General features: G+C 62.4%; 12 protein-coding genes and 1 tRNA gene. 7 read left to right on the top strand and 6 right to left on the bottom strand.

Annotated features, from left to right (window positions below; genetic code table 11):
• Window positions 1-3: 3 nt before the first annotated feature.
• Genes dut through CFR79_RS05785 form a run of 3 tightly spaced genes read left to right on the top strand, consistent with a single transcriptional unit; the run spans window position 4 to window position 3539 of the window.
• A complete protein-coding gene (gene dut / locus CFR79_RS05795; protein WP_102324342.1) occupies window positions 4-465 on the top strand; it encodes a dUTP diphosphatase in 462 nt (153 codons plus the stop codon).
• Window positions 462-2180 carry an ABC transporter permease gene (locus tag CFR79_RS05790; protein WP_110547216.1) on the top strand — a complete coding sequence of 573 codons (1719 nt, stop codon included), beginning with the start codon at window positions 462-464 and terminating at the stop codon, window positions 2178-2180. Before dut ends, CFR79_RS05790 begins: the two co-directional genes overlap by 4 nt.
• Before the next feature lie 6 nt (window positions 2181-2186).
• Window positions 2187-3539 carry an ABC transporter ATP-binding protein gene (locus CFR79_RS05785; protein WP_102324344.1) on the top strand — a complete coding sequence of 451 codons (1353 nt, stop codon included), beginning with the start codon at window positions 2187-2189 and terminating at the stop codon, window positions 3537-3539.
• Between the two features lie 239 nt (window positions 3540-3778).
• On the opposite strand, the gene msrA is transcribed toward CFR79_RS05785, so the two are convergent.
• The 4 genes from msrA to CFR79_RS05765 form a co-directional block, all read right to left on the bottom strand.
• On the bottom strand, window positions 3779-4333 hold the full coding sequence (gene msrA, locus CFR79_RS05780; RefSeq protein ID WP_102324345.1) for a peptide-methionine (S)-S-oxide reductase MsrA: 555 nt from the start codon (window positions 4331-4333) through the stop codon (window positions 3779-3781).
• Window positions 4334-4369: 36 nt separating this feature from the next.
• Window positions 4370-7063, bottom strand: a complete 2694-nt coding sequence (locus CFR79_RS05775) for a valine--tRNA ligase (protein ID WP_110547215.1) — start codon at window positions 7061-7063, stop codon at window positions 4370-4372.
• 189 nt (window positions 7064-7252) lie between these two features.
• Window positions 7253-8686: a TolC family outer membrane protein gene (locus CFR79_RS05770; RefSeq protein ID WP_110547214.1), complete on the bottom strand. Its 1434-nt coding sequence runs from the start codon at window positions 8684-8686 to the stop codon at window positions 7253-7255.
• Between the two features lie 95 nt (window positions 8687-8781).
• Window positions 8782-9468 carry a protein-L-isoaspartate O-methyltransferase family protein gene (locus CFR79_RS05765; protein ID WP_110547213.1) on the bottom strand — a complete coding sequence of 229 codons (687 nt, stop codon included), beginning with the start codon at window positions 9466-9468 and terminating at the stop codon, window positions 8782-8784.
• Between the two features lie 179 nt (window positions 9469-9647).
• Between CFR79_RS05765 and CFR79_RS05760 the strand changes: the two genes are divergently transcribed.
• The 3 genes from CFR79_RS05760 to CFR79_RS05750 all read left to right on the top strand — a co-directional run bounded on the left by CFR79_RS05760 (window position 9648) and on the right by CFR79_RS05750 (window position 11909).
• Window positions 9648-9721: transfer RNA gene (locus CFR79_RS05760), tRNA-Cys, on the top strand.
• Window positions 9722-9908: 187 nt separating this feature from the next.
• A complete protein-coding gene (locus CFR79_RS05755; protein ID WP_110547212.1) occupies window positions 9909-10394 on the top strand; it encodes a DUF523 domain-containing protein in 486 nt (161 codons plus the stop codon).
• Window positions 10395-10790: 396 nt separating this feature from the next.
• A complete protein-coding gene (locus CFR79_RS05750) occupies window positions 10791-11909 on the top strand; it encodes a serine hydrolase domain-containing protein (protein ID WP_258373428.1) in 1119 nt (372 codons plus the stop codon).
• A gap of 84 nt (window positions 11910-11993) precedes the next feature.
• Here CFR79_RS05750 and CFR79_RS05745 read toward each other — a convergent pair whose 3' ends face one another.
• The gene (locus CFR79_RS05745; RefSeq protein ID WP_110547257.1) at window positions 11994-14156 is read right to left on the bottom strand and encodes a beta-N-acetylhexosaminidase; all 2163 of its coding nucleotides are present in this window, start codon (window positions 14154-14156) and stop codon (window positions 11994-11996) included.
• Window positions 14157-14198: 42 nt separating this feature from the next.
• The gene (gene gluP / locus CFR79_RS05740) at window positions 14199-15467 is read right to left on the bottom strand and encodes a glucose/galactose MFS transporter (RefSeq protein WP_110547211.1); all 1269 of its coding nucleotides are present in this window, start codon (window positions 15465-15467) and stop codon (window positions 14199-14201) included.
• Window positions 15468-15660: 193 nt separating this feature from the next.
• On the opposite strand from gluP, the gene CFR79_RS05735 reads away from it, so the two are divergent.
• Window positions 15661-17013: an aminotransferase-like domain-containing protein gene (locus CFR79_RS05735; RefSeq protein ID WP_110547210.1), complete on the top strand. Its 1353-nt coding sequence runs from the start codon at window positions 15661-15663 to the stop codon at window positions 17011-17013.
• Window positions 17014-17096: the final 83 nt, after the last annotated feature.

The following is a 17096-nucleotide window of genomic DNA, read 5'->3' as shown; positions in this document are numbered from 1 at the left end:
GCCATGAGTTTCTCCATCCAGCCCATCCGTGTCCGCCGCCTTGCCCATGCGCGGGACCTGCCGCTGCCTGCCTACGCGACCGATGGCGCGGCTGGCATGGACCTGCTGGCCGCCGTGATCGATCCGGTAACGGTCTGGGCGGGCGCACGCGCGCTGATCCCCACGGGCCTGTGCGTAGCATTGCCGCGTGGATACGAACTCCAGATCCGCCCGCGTTCCGGTCTGGCGCTGAAGCATGGCATTACCCTGCCCAATGCCCCCGGCACGATTGATGAGGATTACCGGGGCGAAATCGGCGTCATCATCCTCAACACCGGCAGCGAGCATTTCGTGGTCGAACGCGGCATGCGCATTGCACAGGCGGTACTGGCCCCCGTCGTGCGCGGCGAATGGGTCGAATATTCGGAACTGGAGGAAACGCAGCGCGGCGCAGGCGGATTTGGCAGTACGGGCACGGCAGGGTGACGGAAACCGGGCTGTCAGGGAACCTGCGCGTCCGCCCCAATATCGCGGACCTGCTCGGCCTGCTGGCGATCATGGCCGCGGCCGTTGTCATTGCCACGGCAGGGCGGCACATGCTGGTGCCCATTCCACCCAGTGAGGCCGGGACCATCCATCTCAGCCCCCTGTGGCTGCCTGCCTACGCAGTGCGGACGACGCTGCGCATGTTCGCAGCCCTTGGCGCATCGCTGGTCTTTACGTTTACCTACGCGGTGTGGGCCGCCAAGAGCAGGCGCGCGGGACAGGTGCTGATCCCGCTGCTGGATATCCTGCAATCGGTTCCGATCCTTGGCTTCCTTACCTTTACCGTCGTCTTTTTCCTTGGCCTGTTTCCGGGCCGGATGATGGGGGCGGAACTGGCCGCCATCTTCACCATCTTTACCAGTCAGGCATGGAACATGGCCTTTGCCATGTATCAGGCGCTGCGTACCGTGCCCCCTGATCTGGAAGAAGCGGCGCGCTGCTTCGGCCTGACCCCGTGGCAGCGCTTCTGGCGGCTGGAAGTGCCCTTCGCCATTCCTTCGCTTGTATGGAACACCATGATTTCCATGTCGGGCGGATGGTTCATGGTCGTCTATTCCGAAACGATCACCGTCGGCAACACGGACATCGCCCTGCCCGGCATAGGTTCCTATGTCGGCGTGGCGATCGAACAGCGCAATATCTGGGCCATTTTCTACGCCATCGTGGCGATGCTGGCCGTAATCCTTGCCTATGACCAGTTGCTGTTCCGTCCGCTGGTGGCATGGTCCGCCCGCTTCCAGACCGACGATGGCGCCACTGTCAGCGCCCCCGATCCATGGGTGCTGAGCCTGCTGCGCCGCACCCACCTGCTGCGCCAGATCTGCCTGCGCACGGGCGACATCGCGACACGCATCGGCTGGCTGGCGCTTGGCCGCCGGCCTTCCGCCCCGGTACGCCCGATCATTCCCTCCCGCGTTGTGGACGTGGCATGGATTGCGGCACTGATCGTGTTTGCCGTTACGGTAGGGGAGAAAACCTGGGTCTACGGCAGCGCACATTACACCCTGCGCCAGATCGCGCATGTCATCACGCTGGGCGGGTTCACGCTGCTGCGGGTTGCGATTACGGTTTTCATTGCGTCCCTGATCTGGGTGCCGCTTGGAATCTGGCTGGGACTGTCCCCCAACCGCGCCCGCAGGGCACAGATGGCCGCGCAGTTCATGGCGGCTTTCCCCGCCAACCTGTTCTTCCCGCTGGTGGTGGTCGGGATCGTGCACTGGCATCTCAACAGCAATATCTGGCTGACGCCCCTCATGCTGCTGGGCACGCAGTGGTATATCCTGTTCAATGTCGTGGCAGGCGCGTCATCCTATCCCGGTGACCTGCTGGAAGCGGCGCGGAACTTCCACGTAAAGGGCTGGCTGTGGTGGTGGCGCGTGATGCTGCCGGGCCTGACGCCTTTTTTCATAACCGGGGCGCTGACGGCTTCAGGCGGCGCATGGAATGCAGCAATCGCGACCGAGGTTGCAAGCTGGGGCGACACCACGCTCAGCGCGCAGGGGCTTGGGGCCTATATCGCCCATGCGACAGTCGCGGGCGCGACCGATCAGGTTGGACTGGGCATGGTGGTGATGGCCGCCTTCGTGCTGCTGCTCAATCGCGCCCTGTGGCGTCCGTTATCCAATTATGCCGCCCGGCATTTCACTTTTGACTGAGAGTATATGATGCAGCAGCCCCCCGCCCCCAACAGGCAGACGACAGGGACGGAGCTTGTCCGGATCATCGACTGCCGACAGGCTTACCACAAGGAAAGCTCGGCGGATCTTGTGGTTCTGGACGGGGTCAACCTGAGCATACGCAGTGGCGAAATCGTGGGGCTGCTGGGGCGTTCAGGTTCGGGCAAATCGACCCTTCTGCGCATCATCGCGGGCCTGCTGCCACCTACGGCAGGCGAAGTGATCTGGAAAGGCAGCAGGCTGACCGGCCCCGCGGATGGCATTTCCATGGTGTTCCAGTCCTTTGCGCTGTTCCCCTGGCTGACGGTGCAGAAAAATGTTGAACTGGGGCTGGAAGCACAGGGCGTTCCCCCGGCCGAGCGCCTGAAACTGGCGGAAGACGCCATCAGCCTGATCGGTCTGGGCGGGTATGAAAACGCCTACCCGAAGGAACTGTCCGGTGGCATGCGCCAGCGCGTGGGGCTTGCCCGTGCGCTGGTGGTCAAGCCGGACCTGCTGCTGATGGATGAACCGTTTTCCGCGCTGGATGTGCTTACGGCGGAAAACCTGCGTACGGATCTGGTGGAACTGTGGGCCGAAAAAAAGCTGCCCATCCAGTCGATCCTGCTCGTGACCCATAATATCGAGGAAGCGGTGCTGATGTGCGACCGTATCCTCATATTCTCCTCCAATCCGGGGCGGGTGGCGCATGAACTGCAGGTGCCTTTTGAGCATCCGCGTAACCGTGAAGATCTGGCCTTCCGCCAGTTTGTCGACCGTATCTACGCGCTCATGACCCGTCGCGCGCCCGTGGTGTCGGAAGCCGACATGACGGACCCAGACCTGAAACGCGTCCAGATTTCAGCCGATGCCGTCCCCCTGCCCCAACTGCCCATGAATACGCTTGTCGGCATGATGGAAACGCTGGCTGCGGACCCGCTGCATGGCCGCGCCGACCTGCCCCTGCTGGCCAGCCGGCTGCAACTGGAACTGGATGATCTTTTCCCGTTGGGTGAATCCCTGCAACTACTGGGTTTTGCGGAACTGGAGGACGGGGACATCCTGCTCACGCCCGAAGGCATGCGTTTTGTCCAGAGCGAGCATGACATCCGCAAGCATATCCTGTGGCACAACATGCTGCACAACATCCCCATGGTGCGGACCATCCGCGCCGTTCTGGACGAACGCCCCAACCATCGCGCCAGCGCCGAACGCTTCCGCGATGAACTGGAAGACAGCATGTCGCCCCCCTATGCCCGCCAGACATTGCAGACACTGATCGGCTGGGCGCGTTATGCGGAACTGTTCGATTTTGACGAAGAAGCCGACCAGCTTTTCCTTGATGATGAGGCCGAGTGACGGCATCGTAGCCATCACGCATCCGCTGGACCCTGTGCATGGACGGCAGCCGATCCCGCAATCGTGAAACGGCAACAGCCAGACTTACCTGTGCCCCGTATGGGGAACAGGTATCAGGTCAGGGAAAACCGGTGCGAGGATAACGGGGAATTGCCGCCCTCTGGTTGTCCCATAAAGAACGGCATGGGCCTTTTTCTGTGTGCGCAGCGCAAACAGGGGCGCCGATCCGTGCAGGATCCCTAGCTGGCGGCTGTCACCAGCCGGTCCCGGAACAGGCGGCGCATCTTGGCGATTTTGGGCGGGATGACCGCGCTACAGAAGGGATTGCCCGGATTACGCGCGAAGTAATCACGATGGTAATCCTCCGCAGGCCAGAAATGGGCCAGCGGCGCGATCTCGGTCACAATCGGGTTGGACCAGACGCCTGATTTGTCCATCTCGTCGCGAACGGCGAAAGCTGTCTTTTCCTGCTCCGCGCCCTGCCAGTAAATGGCGGAACGATATTGCGTACCCACATCGTTGCCCTGCCGGTTCAGCGTGGTGGGATCGTGCATGACAAAGAAAATACGCAGCAGATCGGCACAGGAAATTTCGGTGGGATCAAAGGTCACACGCACGACCTCCGCATGGCCGGTGCGCCCCGTGCAGACCTGTTCATATGTGGGATCAGGCGTTTCACCACCGGCATAACCCGGTTCGATGGCATGCACGCCGCGCAATTCCTTGAGCGGCGCTTCCACACACCAGAAGCAGCCCCCACCTATCACCAGTGTTTCCAATGCGAGAGCGGTCATCGTGCTTCCCTTTTCATCCAGGCCTTATGTCGTGGATCAGGCGATGCGGGCCAGCGCCGCCTGAAGGCGCAGGCGTTCGGCTTGGAACGTTTCAAGCCGTTCACGGTTTTCAGCCACGACTTCGGGCTTGGCGCGGGCGACGAAGTCGGCATTGCCCAGCTTGCGTTCGACCTTGACGATCTCACCATCCACCTTGGCACATTCCTTTTCCAGCCGCTGCCGTTCCTGCGACAGGTCGATAATCCCGGCCAGCGGAATGACGAGCGTTGCTTCATCAACCACAAGCTGCGCGGCACCCTGCGGCATTTCGCCTTCCAGTGGCAGCACTTCGGACACGCGGGCCATCCGACCGATCGCTTCCGCCCATTTACCGGTCCGTCCTACCGTGACCGGTGCGGCATCACGCAGCAGAACCGGCGCCAGACGTGACGGCGGCACGTTCATTTCCGACCGTACGGTACGGATGGCGGTAATGAAGCGGATCAGCCATTCCACCTCATCGCGTGCCTGCTGCGCTCCATCCAGATGTTCAGGCCGGGGCCACGGCGCGGTAATGAGCGAGCCTTCCGCCCCGAAACCGAAATGCTGCCACAACCGGTCGGTCATGAACGGCGTGACCGGCTGCAACAGGCGCAGGATGGTGCCCAGAACGTGGGCCGCCACGGCGCGCGTTTCAATCGCTTCGGCGGTATCCCCCGCAGCGAGGACCGGCTTGGCCAGTTCAAGGAACCAGTCACAGAAGCAGTTCCAGACGAAGCGGTAGCAGACACCGGCATATTCATCGAAGCGGAAGGATTCCAGCGCCTTTGTCGCATCGTCCGTGGCCTGCGCCAGTTCCGCCAGTATCCACCGGCCCAGCGGGGACTGCACGCTGGCGGGGCTGAACCCTTTGACCGGAGCGACGCCATTCATTTCGCAAAAACGCGCCGCATTCCAGATCTTGGTCATGAAGGAACGGTATTCCTCCACCCGCTTGCGTCCCAACTTCACATCGCGGCCAAGACCGGTCAGCGAGCAGATGCAAAAGCGCATGGCATCCGCGCCATAGGTGTCGATCAGTTCCAGCGGGTCAATGCCGTTGCCCTTGGACTTGGACATCTTCTGCCCACGCTCATCACGCACCAGACCGTGGATGAAGACCTTGCGGAAGGGAACGTCCTTCATGAAATGCAGGCCCATCATCATCATCCGCGCAACCCAGAAGAAGATGATGTCAAACCCGGTTACAAGCACGTCGGTCGGGTAATAGCGCGCCAGTTCCGGCGTCTGTTCCGGCCAGCCGAGGGTCGAGAACGGCCACAGCGCGGAGGAGAACCACGTGTCCAGCACATCGTCATCACGCGTAAGGTCGGTATCCTGACCGTAATGGGCACGGGCCTGCGTTGCCGCTTCGGCTTCGTCATGGGCGACGAATACATGTCCGTCCGGCCCGTACCATGCGGGGATGCGGTGGCCCCACCACAACTGACGGCTGATGCACCAGGGCTGGATATCACGCATCCATGCGTAAAAGGTGTTTTCCCACTGGCGCGGCACGAATTCGATCTTGCCGCTTTCGACCGCTTCAACCGCGGGACCGGCAAGGGTTCTGGCATCACAGTACCACTGCGTGGTCAGGCGCGGTTCGACCACCACGCCGCTGCGTTCGGCATGGGGAACCTGATTGGTGTGCGGCTCGATCTTTTCCAGCCATTCCAGCCGTTCCAGTTCGGCCACCATGACCTTGCGCGCCTCATCACGCGGCAGGCCAGCAAGGGTGCGTACGAATGCAGGGTCAGCCAGACCGTCTTCCGCGCGCAGTTCATCCCCGATTTCGGCCAGTGTGATGCACGCTTCTTCATCAAGGATGCTGGGCATGTCCAGCCCGTGGCGGCGACCGACCTCGAAATCGTTGAAGTCATGGGCAGGCGTGATCTTGACCGCGCCGCTGCCCTTGGTCGGATCGGAATGTTCATCCGCCACGATGGGAATACGCCGCCCCGTCAGCGGCAGGATGACGTTGCTGCCGATCAGGTCGGCAAAGCGCTCGTCCTCCGGATGGACGGCTACGGCCATGTCACCCAGCATGGTTTCGGGACGGGTGGTGGCGACGGTAATGGTGCGGCCCGGCTGCCCCTCCACGGGGTAGCGGATATACCACAGGCTGCCGCGTGTTTCGCGGTTGTCGACTTCCAGATCGGAGATGGCGGAACGGAAGGCCGGGTCCCAGTTGACCAGACGTCGGTCGCGATAGATCAGCCCCTCACGGTACAGGGTGACGAACACTTCCTTCACCGCGCTGGACAGGCCCTCATCCATGGTGAAGCGTTCACGCTCCCAGTCCAGCGAACCGCCAAGGCGACGTAATTGCGTGGTGATGCCGCCGCCGGACTGCGCCTTCCAGTCCCACACGCGCTCGACAAAGGCATCGCGTCCCATTTCCTGCCGCGATGTGCCTTCTTTCTGCAGCATCCGTTCCACCACAAGCTGGGTGGCGATACCCGCGTGATCGGTGCCGGGCTGCCACAGCACGTCGCGCCCCTGCATGCGGCGCCAGCGGATAAGCGTATCCTGCAGCGTCATGGTCAGGGCGTGACCGATATGCAGCGTGCCCGTAACGTTGGGTGGCGGGATCATGATGGTGTACGGCGATGCCGGACTGGTCGGCTGTGCGCCGAAGGCACCGCTGGCCTCCCACAGGGCATAGAGGGAAGTTTCTGTCCCAGCGGGGGAGAACGACTTGTCAAGCATCACGAAAAACCAGATCCACCATAATCAGACGCAAGGCAGGACACCGCGCCCGGCCAAGGGCAGATATACCCCAAACCCACGGGAAAGGAACGCCACCCGTGCAATCGTTTTGACATTTATGGATCACTTGCAGGGGTAACATGCGCGGGAAGCCGCGTTTCCACGCCACCCTTTCAGACCGGCGGAAGATCAGCGCCCCGGCTGGCCGGTTGCATAATCGCTGATACCCCACAGCCGGTCATGGACCGCGCGGTAGTAGGCACTTTCATCATATAGCGGCACGTCAAGGTTCAGGTCGCGCGCGGTCAGCCTGCCTATGGCCGCCGTAGTCTGGTAGGATGAGATGACAAGATTGCCGACGCTGCGCACCAGCGCGATCTGGGCCTGAAGCACGGTTTCCTGCTGCTGGAGCACGGCCAGCGTCGATGTCGTGCCGACAATGACCTGCCGCTGCATGCCGTGCAGGGCGACACTGTCGGCGGCCACGGCATCGCGGTTGCTTTCTATCGCCGCGCGGTTGGCCTGCATGCGCTGCCAGCTTGCCGCCGCAAGCTGGACCGCCGCGCGGCGGCTGACATCCACGGCCCGTGCTGCTTCCGCCGCCTGCTGCCGGGCCATGCGGACGGCGGCATACTCGCCCCCACCCTGATAAAGGGGCATGGCCGCACTGACCATGGCGTATTTGTCATTGGCCAGCGACCGGCCTTCATCCTGATTGATGGCATGCATATACGCGGCCTGCGCGCTGACATTGGGCATGAGGGCCGAAAAGGCCACGCCCACCGCATCTTTTTTGGCGGCTTCGTCAAACAGGGCCGCAATCACCTGCGGATTGTTCTGCACGGCCTGTGTCATGGCGTCCTGCTCGGCATGGATGGGCAGGACCAGCGGTTGTGGCGGGGTCAGGTCCGCAGCTGCATCACAGCCTACGACCTGCCGGAAGGTGGCACGATCTGCCTGCAACGTACCTTCTGCCAGTTGCCGTATCGCCCGGGCATTGGCAAGCGCGCCCTGCGCCTGCGCCACATCGGTATGGGTGAACTCCCCCCCACGGGCGCGCAGTTCGGTATCATGTAGCTGGGTGGCGTACACCTGCTCGTTATTGATGTCGATACTGAGTATCTGCTGGTCTTCCACCACATTGACGTAGGCACTGACCACATCGGCCAGCACCTGCTGTTCGGCGGCGATCAGGCGCGCACGTTCGGCCCTGACCGCATGGCGCGCCTTGTGCGTGGTGGCGGTGGTCTTGCCCCCGGTATACAGCGGCTGGGAAATGCTGACGCCGCCAGCATAACCCGGACTGTCATATTGCCGTGCATAACCATTTTCAGCCGATGTGCCCGCAAGCCGCATCACACCGGAATAATAGGACATGTTGGCGGTGCCGGTGATGGTGGGCCGCCATCCGCCCAGCGCCTGCGGTACCTGTTCATCCGTTGCGCGCAGCGTGGCGCGTTCCTGCCGCAGGACGGGGTTGGTCAGATATGCTGCCGCCAGCGCATCCTTCAGCGTGTGCGGTATCTCCTTCGCGCCGGTTCCGGGCTGGGGCTCACGCCCCAGCGCCGTGCCGCAACACAGAACAGCGGCACTGCCCGCACTGATGGCCCAGTTTCCCCGCATGCGCCCTCCTGCCCCGGCTGATACGATACGGGGCCAGACGCCCGCACATCGTCTCTAGCGGCAGGATGTTGCGCATGCGTTAACCGCGCTGCCGGTCAGAACACAAAAGCGGGAGCAGGTTCTAGTTCAGGCAACAGCGGCACGGCGGCATCGAACAGGGGCTGTGCAGCACTCCCCTGCGGGGTGCGGACAATGCGGCTGACCGTGGTGACGCCCGAATCCGGGCAGATGGGGGCAATGACCCGCCCCCCCTCCGCCAGTTGTTCCAGCAGGGCCGGGGGCACATGCCGGACCGCACCATCAATCACGATCAGGTCATACGGTGCGTTTTCCGCCATTCCCCTGACCAGCGGTCCCTCATGCCAGTGCACATCAGGCGCCCAGGTAAAGCACAGCGCCCTGCCGATATCCGCCAGCGTCCGGTCGGATTCGAGCGCCGTGACATCCAGCCCCTGCCCCATGGTGGACAGGAGCGCGGCCAGATACCCCGTTCCTGCCCCCACGACCAGAACGCGCTCCCCATGGCGTATTTCACACACCTGCAACATGCGTCCGGTTACGCGGGGCTCGGTCAGGTAGCGTTCATCCCCCAGCGGCAGGCAGCGATCGGCATAGGCAAAGGCCCGCAATGCGTCCGGCACGGCCTGTTCGCGCGGCAGGGCACGCATGGCGGCGACCACGTCCGGATTGCTGACCTGTGCCGGACGGATCTGGGCATCCACCATCCGCTGTCGGGCCGCGGCAAAATCAAGAGGCGCGTAATCGGGGTCTGTCTTGTCCATAACGGTTCCTTGAAACACGGTGCCGAACGCGGTCAGGATCGGCAGCCCGACCGGACGGGCAGATTTTTTTCCGGCTTTTTCCTATTTATGCGCCGGTTTTGCATAGAAACAACGGCAAGGCTGCACACAACGGCTTGACCTGAAGCACATTTCGGCAGATATAGCCCCCATGTCGCCGAGGTCTGGTGGCAGAATGGTGATGCAGCGGACTGCAAATCCGCGAATGTGGGTTCGATTCCCGCCCAGACCTCCAGCGACCCTTCAAGTCGTTGAAAATGAAATATTTTCCTCGACATTTTACCCCATAAAATACCCCCGGAAATTGTAGTCAGTGAATGTTCTGCATCATTATGCGGCACTCTCCTGCCTGCCTCTGGCGATTCCCCACCTGTATCATTTGTCCGGTTTCACCACGCCAAGTGATATGTAAAACTCGTGCCATGAAACCAAACCTGCTGATCAGCGGCTGCCTGTCCGGTCAGCCCGTAAGATACGATGGCGCGGCACGGCTGCTGGAGCATGCAAGTCTGACGCGCTGGCAGGCCGAAGGGCGGGTGATCGCTTTCTGCCCCGAAACGGCAGCCGGAATGCCCATTCCCAGACCCGCCGCCGAAATCGCCTGCGGCGGGGATGGCATTGCGGTACTCGACGGACATGATCACGTTTATGAAATAACGGGCCGCGACGTATCCGCGCAGTTTGTTGAGGGAGCCCATAAGACACTGGAGATGGCACGGCGGCACAACTGCGCGCTGGCCCTGCTGATGGATGGCAGCCCGTCCTGTGGCAGCAGCTTTATCTACGATGGCCAGTTTAGCGGCACGCGCCATGCGGGACAGGGCGTGACGACCGCGTTGCTGCAACGTCATGGCATTACCGTTTACGCGCCCGCACAGTTTTCCCTGCTTGAAGCGGCGATGGACTGATCTTTCCCCTTCCGTCCATCATACCCGTATCTGGCGGTATCACGCATAACGACGGCCACCAGTCGGCTAGTGCGAACACTGCATGCGCGGGTCGACGTAAAAGCCTGCCTGACTGCCGGATGGCCGTGAGACAGCCCTGATTTACCGCCATAAAAACCAGTCCCACCCATCCAGCGTGACCATTAAACCTGAGCATCCGGTCCGGGTCAGGCCGGGATGCGTCCCATCCTGCTCCCTTCACGCCTGCATGAAATGGATGGAGATTCCGGATGGTGCGGATTGGCATGCCGACGCTATCCTGTCCCGCATTCGCGCATCGGTTTTCCCGCAAGGATCTGGATCATGTCCCACCGCCCTGTCCATTCCCCCAGCCGACGCATGGCAATGGGTGTCGGCATGGGACTGGTCCTGTCCACATGCCTGCCGCGCAGGGCGCCGGCCCGAACGATGGACATGACAGCAGTGGACGATCGCCTGCGCCACGCAGTCAGCAGCCACGAAACGCCGGGCGTCGTCTGCGCCATCGGTCATGCCGGCCGTATTGTCCATAAGGCCGTGTATGGCCAGCGCGCCATAAGTCCGGCGCCCGAACCCATGACATGGGACACGGTGTTCGATATGGCATCGTTGACCAAGGCGCTCATTACCGCGCCCTGTATCATGCAGTTATGGGAAAAGGGGCAGATCGGTCTGGATACACCGGTCAGCACCTACCTGCCGGAATTCACGGCACAGGGTAAACAGGACATTACCGTCCGCCATCTCCTGACCCATTATTCCGGCCTGCCGCCGGACCTTGACCTGACCGAACACTGGCAGGGGCGCGCACAGGCCTACAGCCGCACCATGAACACCCGCCCCGACCAGCCCGCCGGGCAGAAATTCGTCTATAGCGACATCAATTACCTGACCCTTGGCTTTATGGTCGAAAAACTTACCGGCCAGTCGCTGGCGGCTTATGCCACCGGGCATATCCTGCGTCCGATGGGTCTATCCCATTCCTGTTTTCTGCCCGATGCCAGCCTCCGGTCGCGCATCGCCCCGACGCAGGTGGATGAAAATGGCCAGATGCTCCGCGGGATCGTGCATGACCCGACCACCCGCCGCATGGGTGGGATTGCGGGCCATGCGGGGCTTTTTTCCAATGCCGATGATATGTGCCGCTATGCGCAGGCGCTGCTCGACTGTCGCGCAGGACGTCATGGCACGTTCTTTCCCCTGCGACGCGATACCGTACTGCTCATGACCACGCCGCAGCAACCGGCTGGAAAAAGCGACCTGCGGGGGCTGGGATGGGATATCGACACCCATTATTCCAGCGCGCGGGGCGACCGTTTTCCCGTAGGGTCTTTCGGTCATACCGGCTTTACCGGCACGTCGTTATGGATAGATCCGCAAAGTGACAGCTACGTGCTGATCCTGACCAACCGCGTCCACCCCGATGGGCACGGCAATGTCATTTCCCTGCGCCGGGATGTGGCAACCGCTGCTGCCATCGCGCTGGATGCCGGTTAACGGCAGGTGCCTTCATGCCGCTGCTGTCCGTGTACCAATTATTGTCGCCTCCACGACTGCCTCCACCGCTTCTGAAAAACAGATTTAGCCTGCCCTGATTTCATGTACCTGCACTGCAGCCTGAACAAGCAGCGCGATGGCTGGCGCAATATCCTGCACCAGATCACCAGGCGGCTGCGCGCTGGCGCGCACCTTCAGTATGGACGCCGAGGCATCGGACTGGGTCCGGGCCTTTTCAAGGGCGTCCGTGGCCCCTGCCTGCCAGCCATCCCTCCCGCCATCCAGCGCATCAAGCCCGGCCTGCGCCAGTTGCGCCAGCAGGGCGGATGCAGGCAGGACTTCCCGCAGGGCAGGATCGATCCGGGCCAGACGCTGCAGGCGGATGTCATTCCCGCGCCAGTTTTCCAGCCGGACCCGCAGGCTGGCAGCCAGATCATGCTGGCCCGCGACATAAGCGCGCACATCACGTTCAAAAGCGGCGGCGGCAAAACTGTCCGGGGCGGCAATATCGGCGGCCCTGTCCTGCGGCGGGCGAACTGGCGTTGGTGTAATACGGCTGGGACCAAATACGTGATTATGGGCATAATTACGCACCGGACTGGTAACGGACAGCAGAACGGCAAAGGGTGTCGCATCATCGGGCGCCAGACGCAGCATCATGCGGTGGCTGTCGGTCGCGGCATGGTTGCCCAGTATCTCCAGTTCCGACTGCACGATGGGCAGGCGGACGGCAAGGCTGTTTTCATCGCGCACCGTGGCGGGCGACCAGAACCGCTCCGCCAGCGCGGCACAACGGGGCCACAGACGGGTATCGAGCATCTCCTCCGTCACGATTTCCGTCCATAACGGGGCTTCCGCCCCCATGACCAGACTATCCTGCGCCGGTGTCATGCGGGCGGCGGGATCAAGCGTGAAGGCATCCAGAAACGGGGCATGGGCCTGCGCCACCTGATCGGGCGGCAGGCCGTTTCCCTGCGGGTCGAGCGGATCAACACGGTAATGCTCCACCGCAGGCAGCAGCAGGTCCAGATAATACCCCGCTGACACCACGACCGGATGCCCGGCCGCCGTTGCCGCAGCGGTGTAGCGTGATCCGCGCCACGGCTCGATCACGATGCTGGCGGGCACGGGGGCGTCGATCAGTTCATCCCACCCCATCATGATCCTGCCGTCCCGGGCCAGCATTGACTGCACCCGCGCGGTAAAGGCCGCCTGCAGGGCAGCGGTGCTGGCATAACCATGCTGTTTCATGAAGGCGCTGATACGCGGGTTGCCCGTCCACTCATCGGGACGCACCTCATCACCGCCCACATGAAAATAGGCATCGGGAAACAGGCCGACCATTTCATGATACAGCCGGGAGAGGAAAACATAGGTCTGCGGATTGGACGGATCGATGGCCGCGCGGACAACCCGTTTGGGGTCCATAGGGGTCGTTATCGGCTGGGCCGCATATTCGGGATAGGCCTGCACCAGCGCGTAACTGTGCCCCGGCGTATCGAATTCCGGCACGATGCGGATGCCCCGGTCCGCCGCGTAGGAAACAAGGTCGCGCACCTGCTGGCGGGTATAATATTCCCCATGGGACGCCACCTGCTGCAGGCGTGGATAGAGCATGCTTTCCACGCGGAATCCCTGTCCATCCGAAAGATGGAGGTGCAGGACATTCAGCCTGGTCAGTTCCATCATGTCCAGTTGCCGCTCCAGCGCTGCGACCGACATGAAATGGCGGCTGACATCCACAAGAATGCCGCGCCATGCGAAACGTGGACTGTCATCAATCACGGCGGCATCGAGTACCGGACCGGCCTCCTGCCGCTCCACCAGTTGCAGCAGGGTACTCAGCCCACGCAGCACGCCAGCAGGGCCATCGGCCACCAGCGTCGCGCCGTCTGAACCGGTCCGCAGATGGTAATGTTCTTTCATATGGACGGACAGCAGCTCCGGATCAGCGGCCTGACACTGGATGCGTACCGTAAGCCCCGCCTGCTGCCCCGCCACGGCATCACGGGCGGAGAGCACCGCCAGACGCCGGGCAAAACGTTCCGCCGCACGATCCAGCATGGCGGAACGAACGCCCTGCCATTCAATCCGCACGCCACCCACAAGCGGGATGTTGCCGGGCGCGAGCTGCCATGAAACCGGCTGCGGCATAAGGGCCGGTGCGGCGCACGCGTGCCCCGCCATGCCCATCATCCCCATGGACAGCAGGAAAAAACCAGACCTGAAATGACGGAGAGGGAACATGGCGCATGTTTTCCAGAACGGCAGGGACAGCATGGTGCCTGATTATGACAGTACCCCCAAATCCGAACCCGACGTTCCGCCCCGGACACGTCGCCGCAGCAGCAGCGCATAGAGCAGGACAACACCATAAGAGCCCATGACAAGCCCGGCAAAGGCAGGCTTCAGCCCGACAATTCCGATCAGTAAAGCAAAAACCTGCGGCATGACCCCGCCGCCACAGAACGCCATGACCAGCAACATCGTGGCCTGAGACTGCCTGTGCCCCGCCAGATGCAGGACAAGGGGAAACAGGATCGGCATCATCATGGCATTGGCCAGCCCCAGCAGCGTCACGCACGCGACCGACCATACGCCATGCAGGAACGCGACCCCGAGGCAAAGCACCATGCCAAGCACGGCAGACAGCGCCAGATAGGCAAGCTGGCTGCACATGGCAGGCACAAGAACCGTACCCAGCAGATAACCACACAGCATGCCCGCCAGTGTGACGGAGGTCAGGAAACGGGTCTGCCCCAGCGATAACCCGACATGGCTGCCATAAAGACCAACCCCGTCACCCGCCAGGACCTCAACGCCCACATAGACGAACACCACCACGATCCCGGCCCACGCCAGCGCGCCCATACGTGGGGCAGGTCCCTCCCTTCGGGGCAGGGAAGCGGCTGCCGCATCGCGCAGACGGATATCAGGCAGCCCGACATGACGTAAGCCAAAAGCCACAACCAGCAGCACAACCGCCATGCAGCGATAGGGAACCACCACCGCATGAGCAAAAGCCGCCAGAACCGTCTCACGCGCCTGCGCGCTGCCCGCATCATGCAGACGGTCTGCAACCCCGCCGATATCACGTATAACCAGAATAGAAAATAATACAGGTGCGATAATACCGGATACCTTATTGGCAATCCCCATGATCGCAATACGGCGCGCCGCCTGCCCTGCGGTACCCAGCAGCGCGACGTAGGGATTGACCGTAACCTGCAGGAGCGTCAGCCCCGCCCCCAGAATGGACAGGCCACCCAATGCGCCGGGATACCATCGCCGCCCCACGCATTCGCCAAATACAAGCGTGCCTGCCGCCATGACCCCCAGTGCCATGGCAATCCCGTTACGCAGCCCGGTCCGCCGCGCCAGCCCCATGGCGGGGGCGGCGCAGAACAGGTAGGACAGGTAAAAGCACATCGGCACAAGAAAGGCCCCGACCGGCCCGAGGCCAAAGGCGACCTGCACGAATGTAATCAGCGGGCCGTTCAGCCATGTCACGAACCCGATAATGAAAAACAGGCCAGCCATAATGACCAGCGGTCTCATACCCTGAATCCTGCCGCCCGCTGCCTTATGTTGTTGGGCCAAGTTCCCTACCCCGCTTTCCTGTCGCGCGCTGCGCATCCGTAATGAAATCGTAACAGGATCAGCCGGAACCGGTAGCCATGAACCGCATATTCCGCCCCACCGCATGACCTGCTATGGCAGGCAGACCCGTAACAGGACAGGCAGAACGACCATGCGCCTGCGCTCCCCCTGGCATGCGCATCTTCCCGCAGGTGATACGCCCCCGGCTGAACGACTGGCCGATGCGCTGGCCGGTGACATACTGGCGGAAAAGCTGGATGCGGGGGACCGCCTGCCCGCGCACCGCGATCTGGCATGGCGGCTGGGCATCGGTATTGGCAGCGTCACGCGCGCCTATGCCATGCTGGAACGGCGTGGACTGGTGCGCAGCATACGCGGGCGGGGCACATTCGTCGCCTCCCGCCCCGGTGGCACGGGGCGGGTGCTGGACCTGTCGGCCAATATGCCGCCACCCATGTTCAGTGACAAAGCACTGACCCGCACGCTTTCCCGTCTGGCGCGAACGGTCGATCCGGCCCTGTTCAATGTCTATCCACCCGTCGCCGGTCATATCGAACACCGCCGCATCATGAGCCACTGGCTGGCGGAACTGGGCATGGACCTGTCGCCTGAGCGCCTGTTACTGGCCAGCGGCGCGCAGCAGGCGCTGGGCGTCGCACTGGCGGCGGCACGACCGGCATCAACCGCAATCCTGACCGAGGAACTGACCTATCCCGGCATGCTGACCCTGATCCGTCAGGGTGGACTTACCCCCCACGGCCTGCCAATGGACCGGCAGGGCCTGCTGCCCGATGGGCTTGAACGCGCATTGCACCGTCATGCCGCCGGCCGATGTCTCGTGTATGTCACCCCCACCATGCACAACCCGACCACGGCCACCATGGACCGGGCGCGCAGGCTGGCCATCGTTTCCCTGTGCCGCCGGTATGACGCCCTGATTATCGAAGATGATGTCTATGACTGCGCAAACGATCCCGACCTGCCACCGCTTGTGACACTGGCACCCGAACGGGTTTTTTACGTCAACAGCCTGTCCAAGACGCTTAGTCCGGGCCTGCGTATCGGCACGCTGGTTCCGCCTGCGGCATTTTTGAGTGCGGCGCGTGCGGCCCTGCTGAATTCATCGCTCATGATCGCACCGCTTTCCTACGCCATGATGGCGCAATGGATGCAGGACGGCACGGCAGCTTCCGTACGCCAGTCCCTGCGGGGGGAAGCGCAGCGGCGTCGTGATATTGCACTACGCATCATGGGGCCTTCTGTCGTGCCACCAGCTTATGACGCCTTTCATATATGGATGCCGTTGTGCAGGAAACGCAGCGAAGAACTGGAAGCCATGGCCGCGGAGGAGGATGTGCGCGTAACATCGCTACACCCCTTCATGGCGAACCCGGAAGGAGTGGATAACGCCGGGATACGTCTGTGTCTTGGCCCCACCGCCCTGCCCGACCTGACCGAGGCGCTACGCCGCGTGCATCGCCTGCGGACCGGCATGGGAGAATAGTGTCACGTGACACTTTCTTCGTGGAAGGAAAGTGTCACAGCATCCTATGCTGCCCGCAGACAGGGATTTCAGCCCGAGGATAC

Origin of the sequence: Komagataeibacter saccharivorans, from assembly GCF_003207825.1 — a bacterium.
Classification (GTDB): Bacteria; Pseudomonadota; Alphaproteobacteria; order Acetobacterales; family Acetobacteraceae; genus Komagataeibacter; species Komagataeibacter saccharivorans.
The sequence above is the reverse complement of the archived record's forward strand: the minus strand, read 5'-3'. Positions and strand labels throughout refer to the sequence as shown.

Coding starts and splice junctions, on each gene's coding strand:
- CFR79_RS05735 (WP_110547210.1), top strand. CDS start 15,661: ATGCGCCTGCGCTCCCCCTGGCATGCGCATCTTCCCGCAGGTGATACG.
- gluP (WP_110547211.1), bottom strand. CDS start 15,467: ATGAGACCGCTGGTCATTATGGCTGGCCTGTTTTTCATTATCGGGTTC.
- CFR79_RS05765 (WP_110547213.1), bottom strand. CDS start 9,468: ATGGACAAGACAGACCCCGATTACGCGCCTCTTGATTTTGCCGCGGCC.
- CFR79_RS05745 (WP_110547257.1), bottom strand. CDS start 14,156: ATGTTCCCTCTCCGTCATTTCAGGTCTGGTTTTTTCCTGCTGTCCATG.
- CFR79_RS05775 (WP_110547215.1), bottom strand. CDS start 7,063: ATGCTTGACAAGTCGTTCTCCCCCGCTGGGACAGAAACTTCCCTCTAT.
- CFR79_RS05750 (WP_258373428.1), top strand. CDS start 10,791: ATGGGACTGGTCCTGTCCACATGCCTGCCGCGCAGGGCGCCGGCCCGA.
- msrA (WP_102324345.1), bottom strand. CDS start 4,333: ATGACCGCTCTCGCATTGGAAACACTGGTGATAGGTGGGGGCTGCTTC.
- dut (WP_102324342.1), top strand. CDS start 4: ATGAGTTTCTCCATCCAGCCCATCCGTGTCCGCCGCCTTGCCCATGCG.
- CFR79_RS05755 (WP_110547212.1), top strand. CDS start 9,909: ATGAAACCAAACCTGCTGATCAGCGGCTGCCTGTCCGGTCAGCCCGTA.
- CFR79_RS05770 (WP_110547214.1), bottom strand. CDS start 8,686: ATGCGGGGAAACTGGGCCATCAGTGCGGGCAGTGCCGCTGTTCTGTGT.
- CFR79_RS05785 (WP_102324344.1), top strand. CDS start 2,187: ATGATGCAGCAGCCCCCCGCCCCCAACAGGCAGACGACAGGGACGGAG.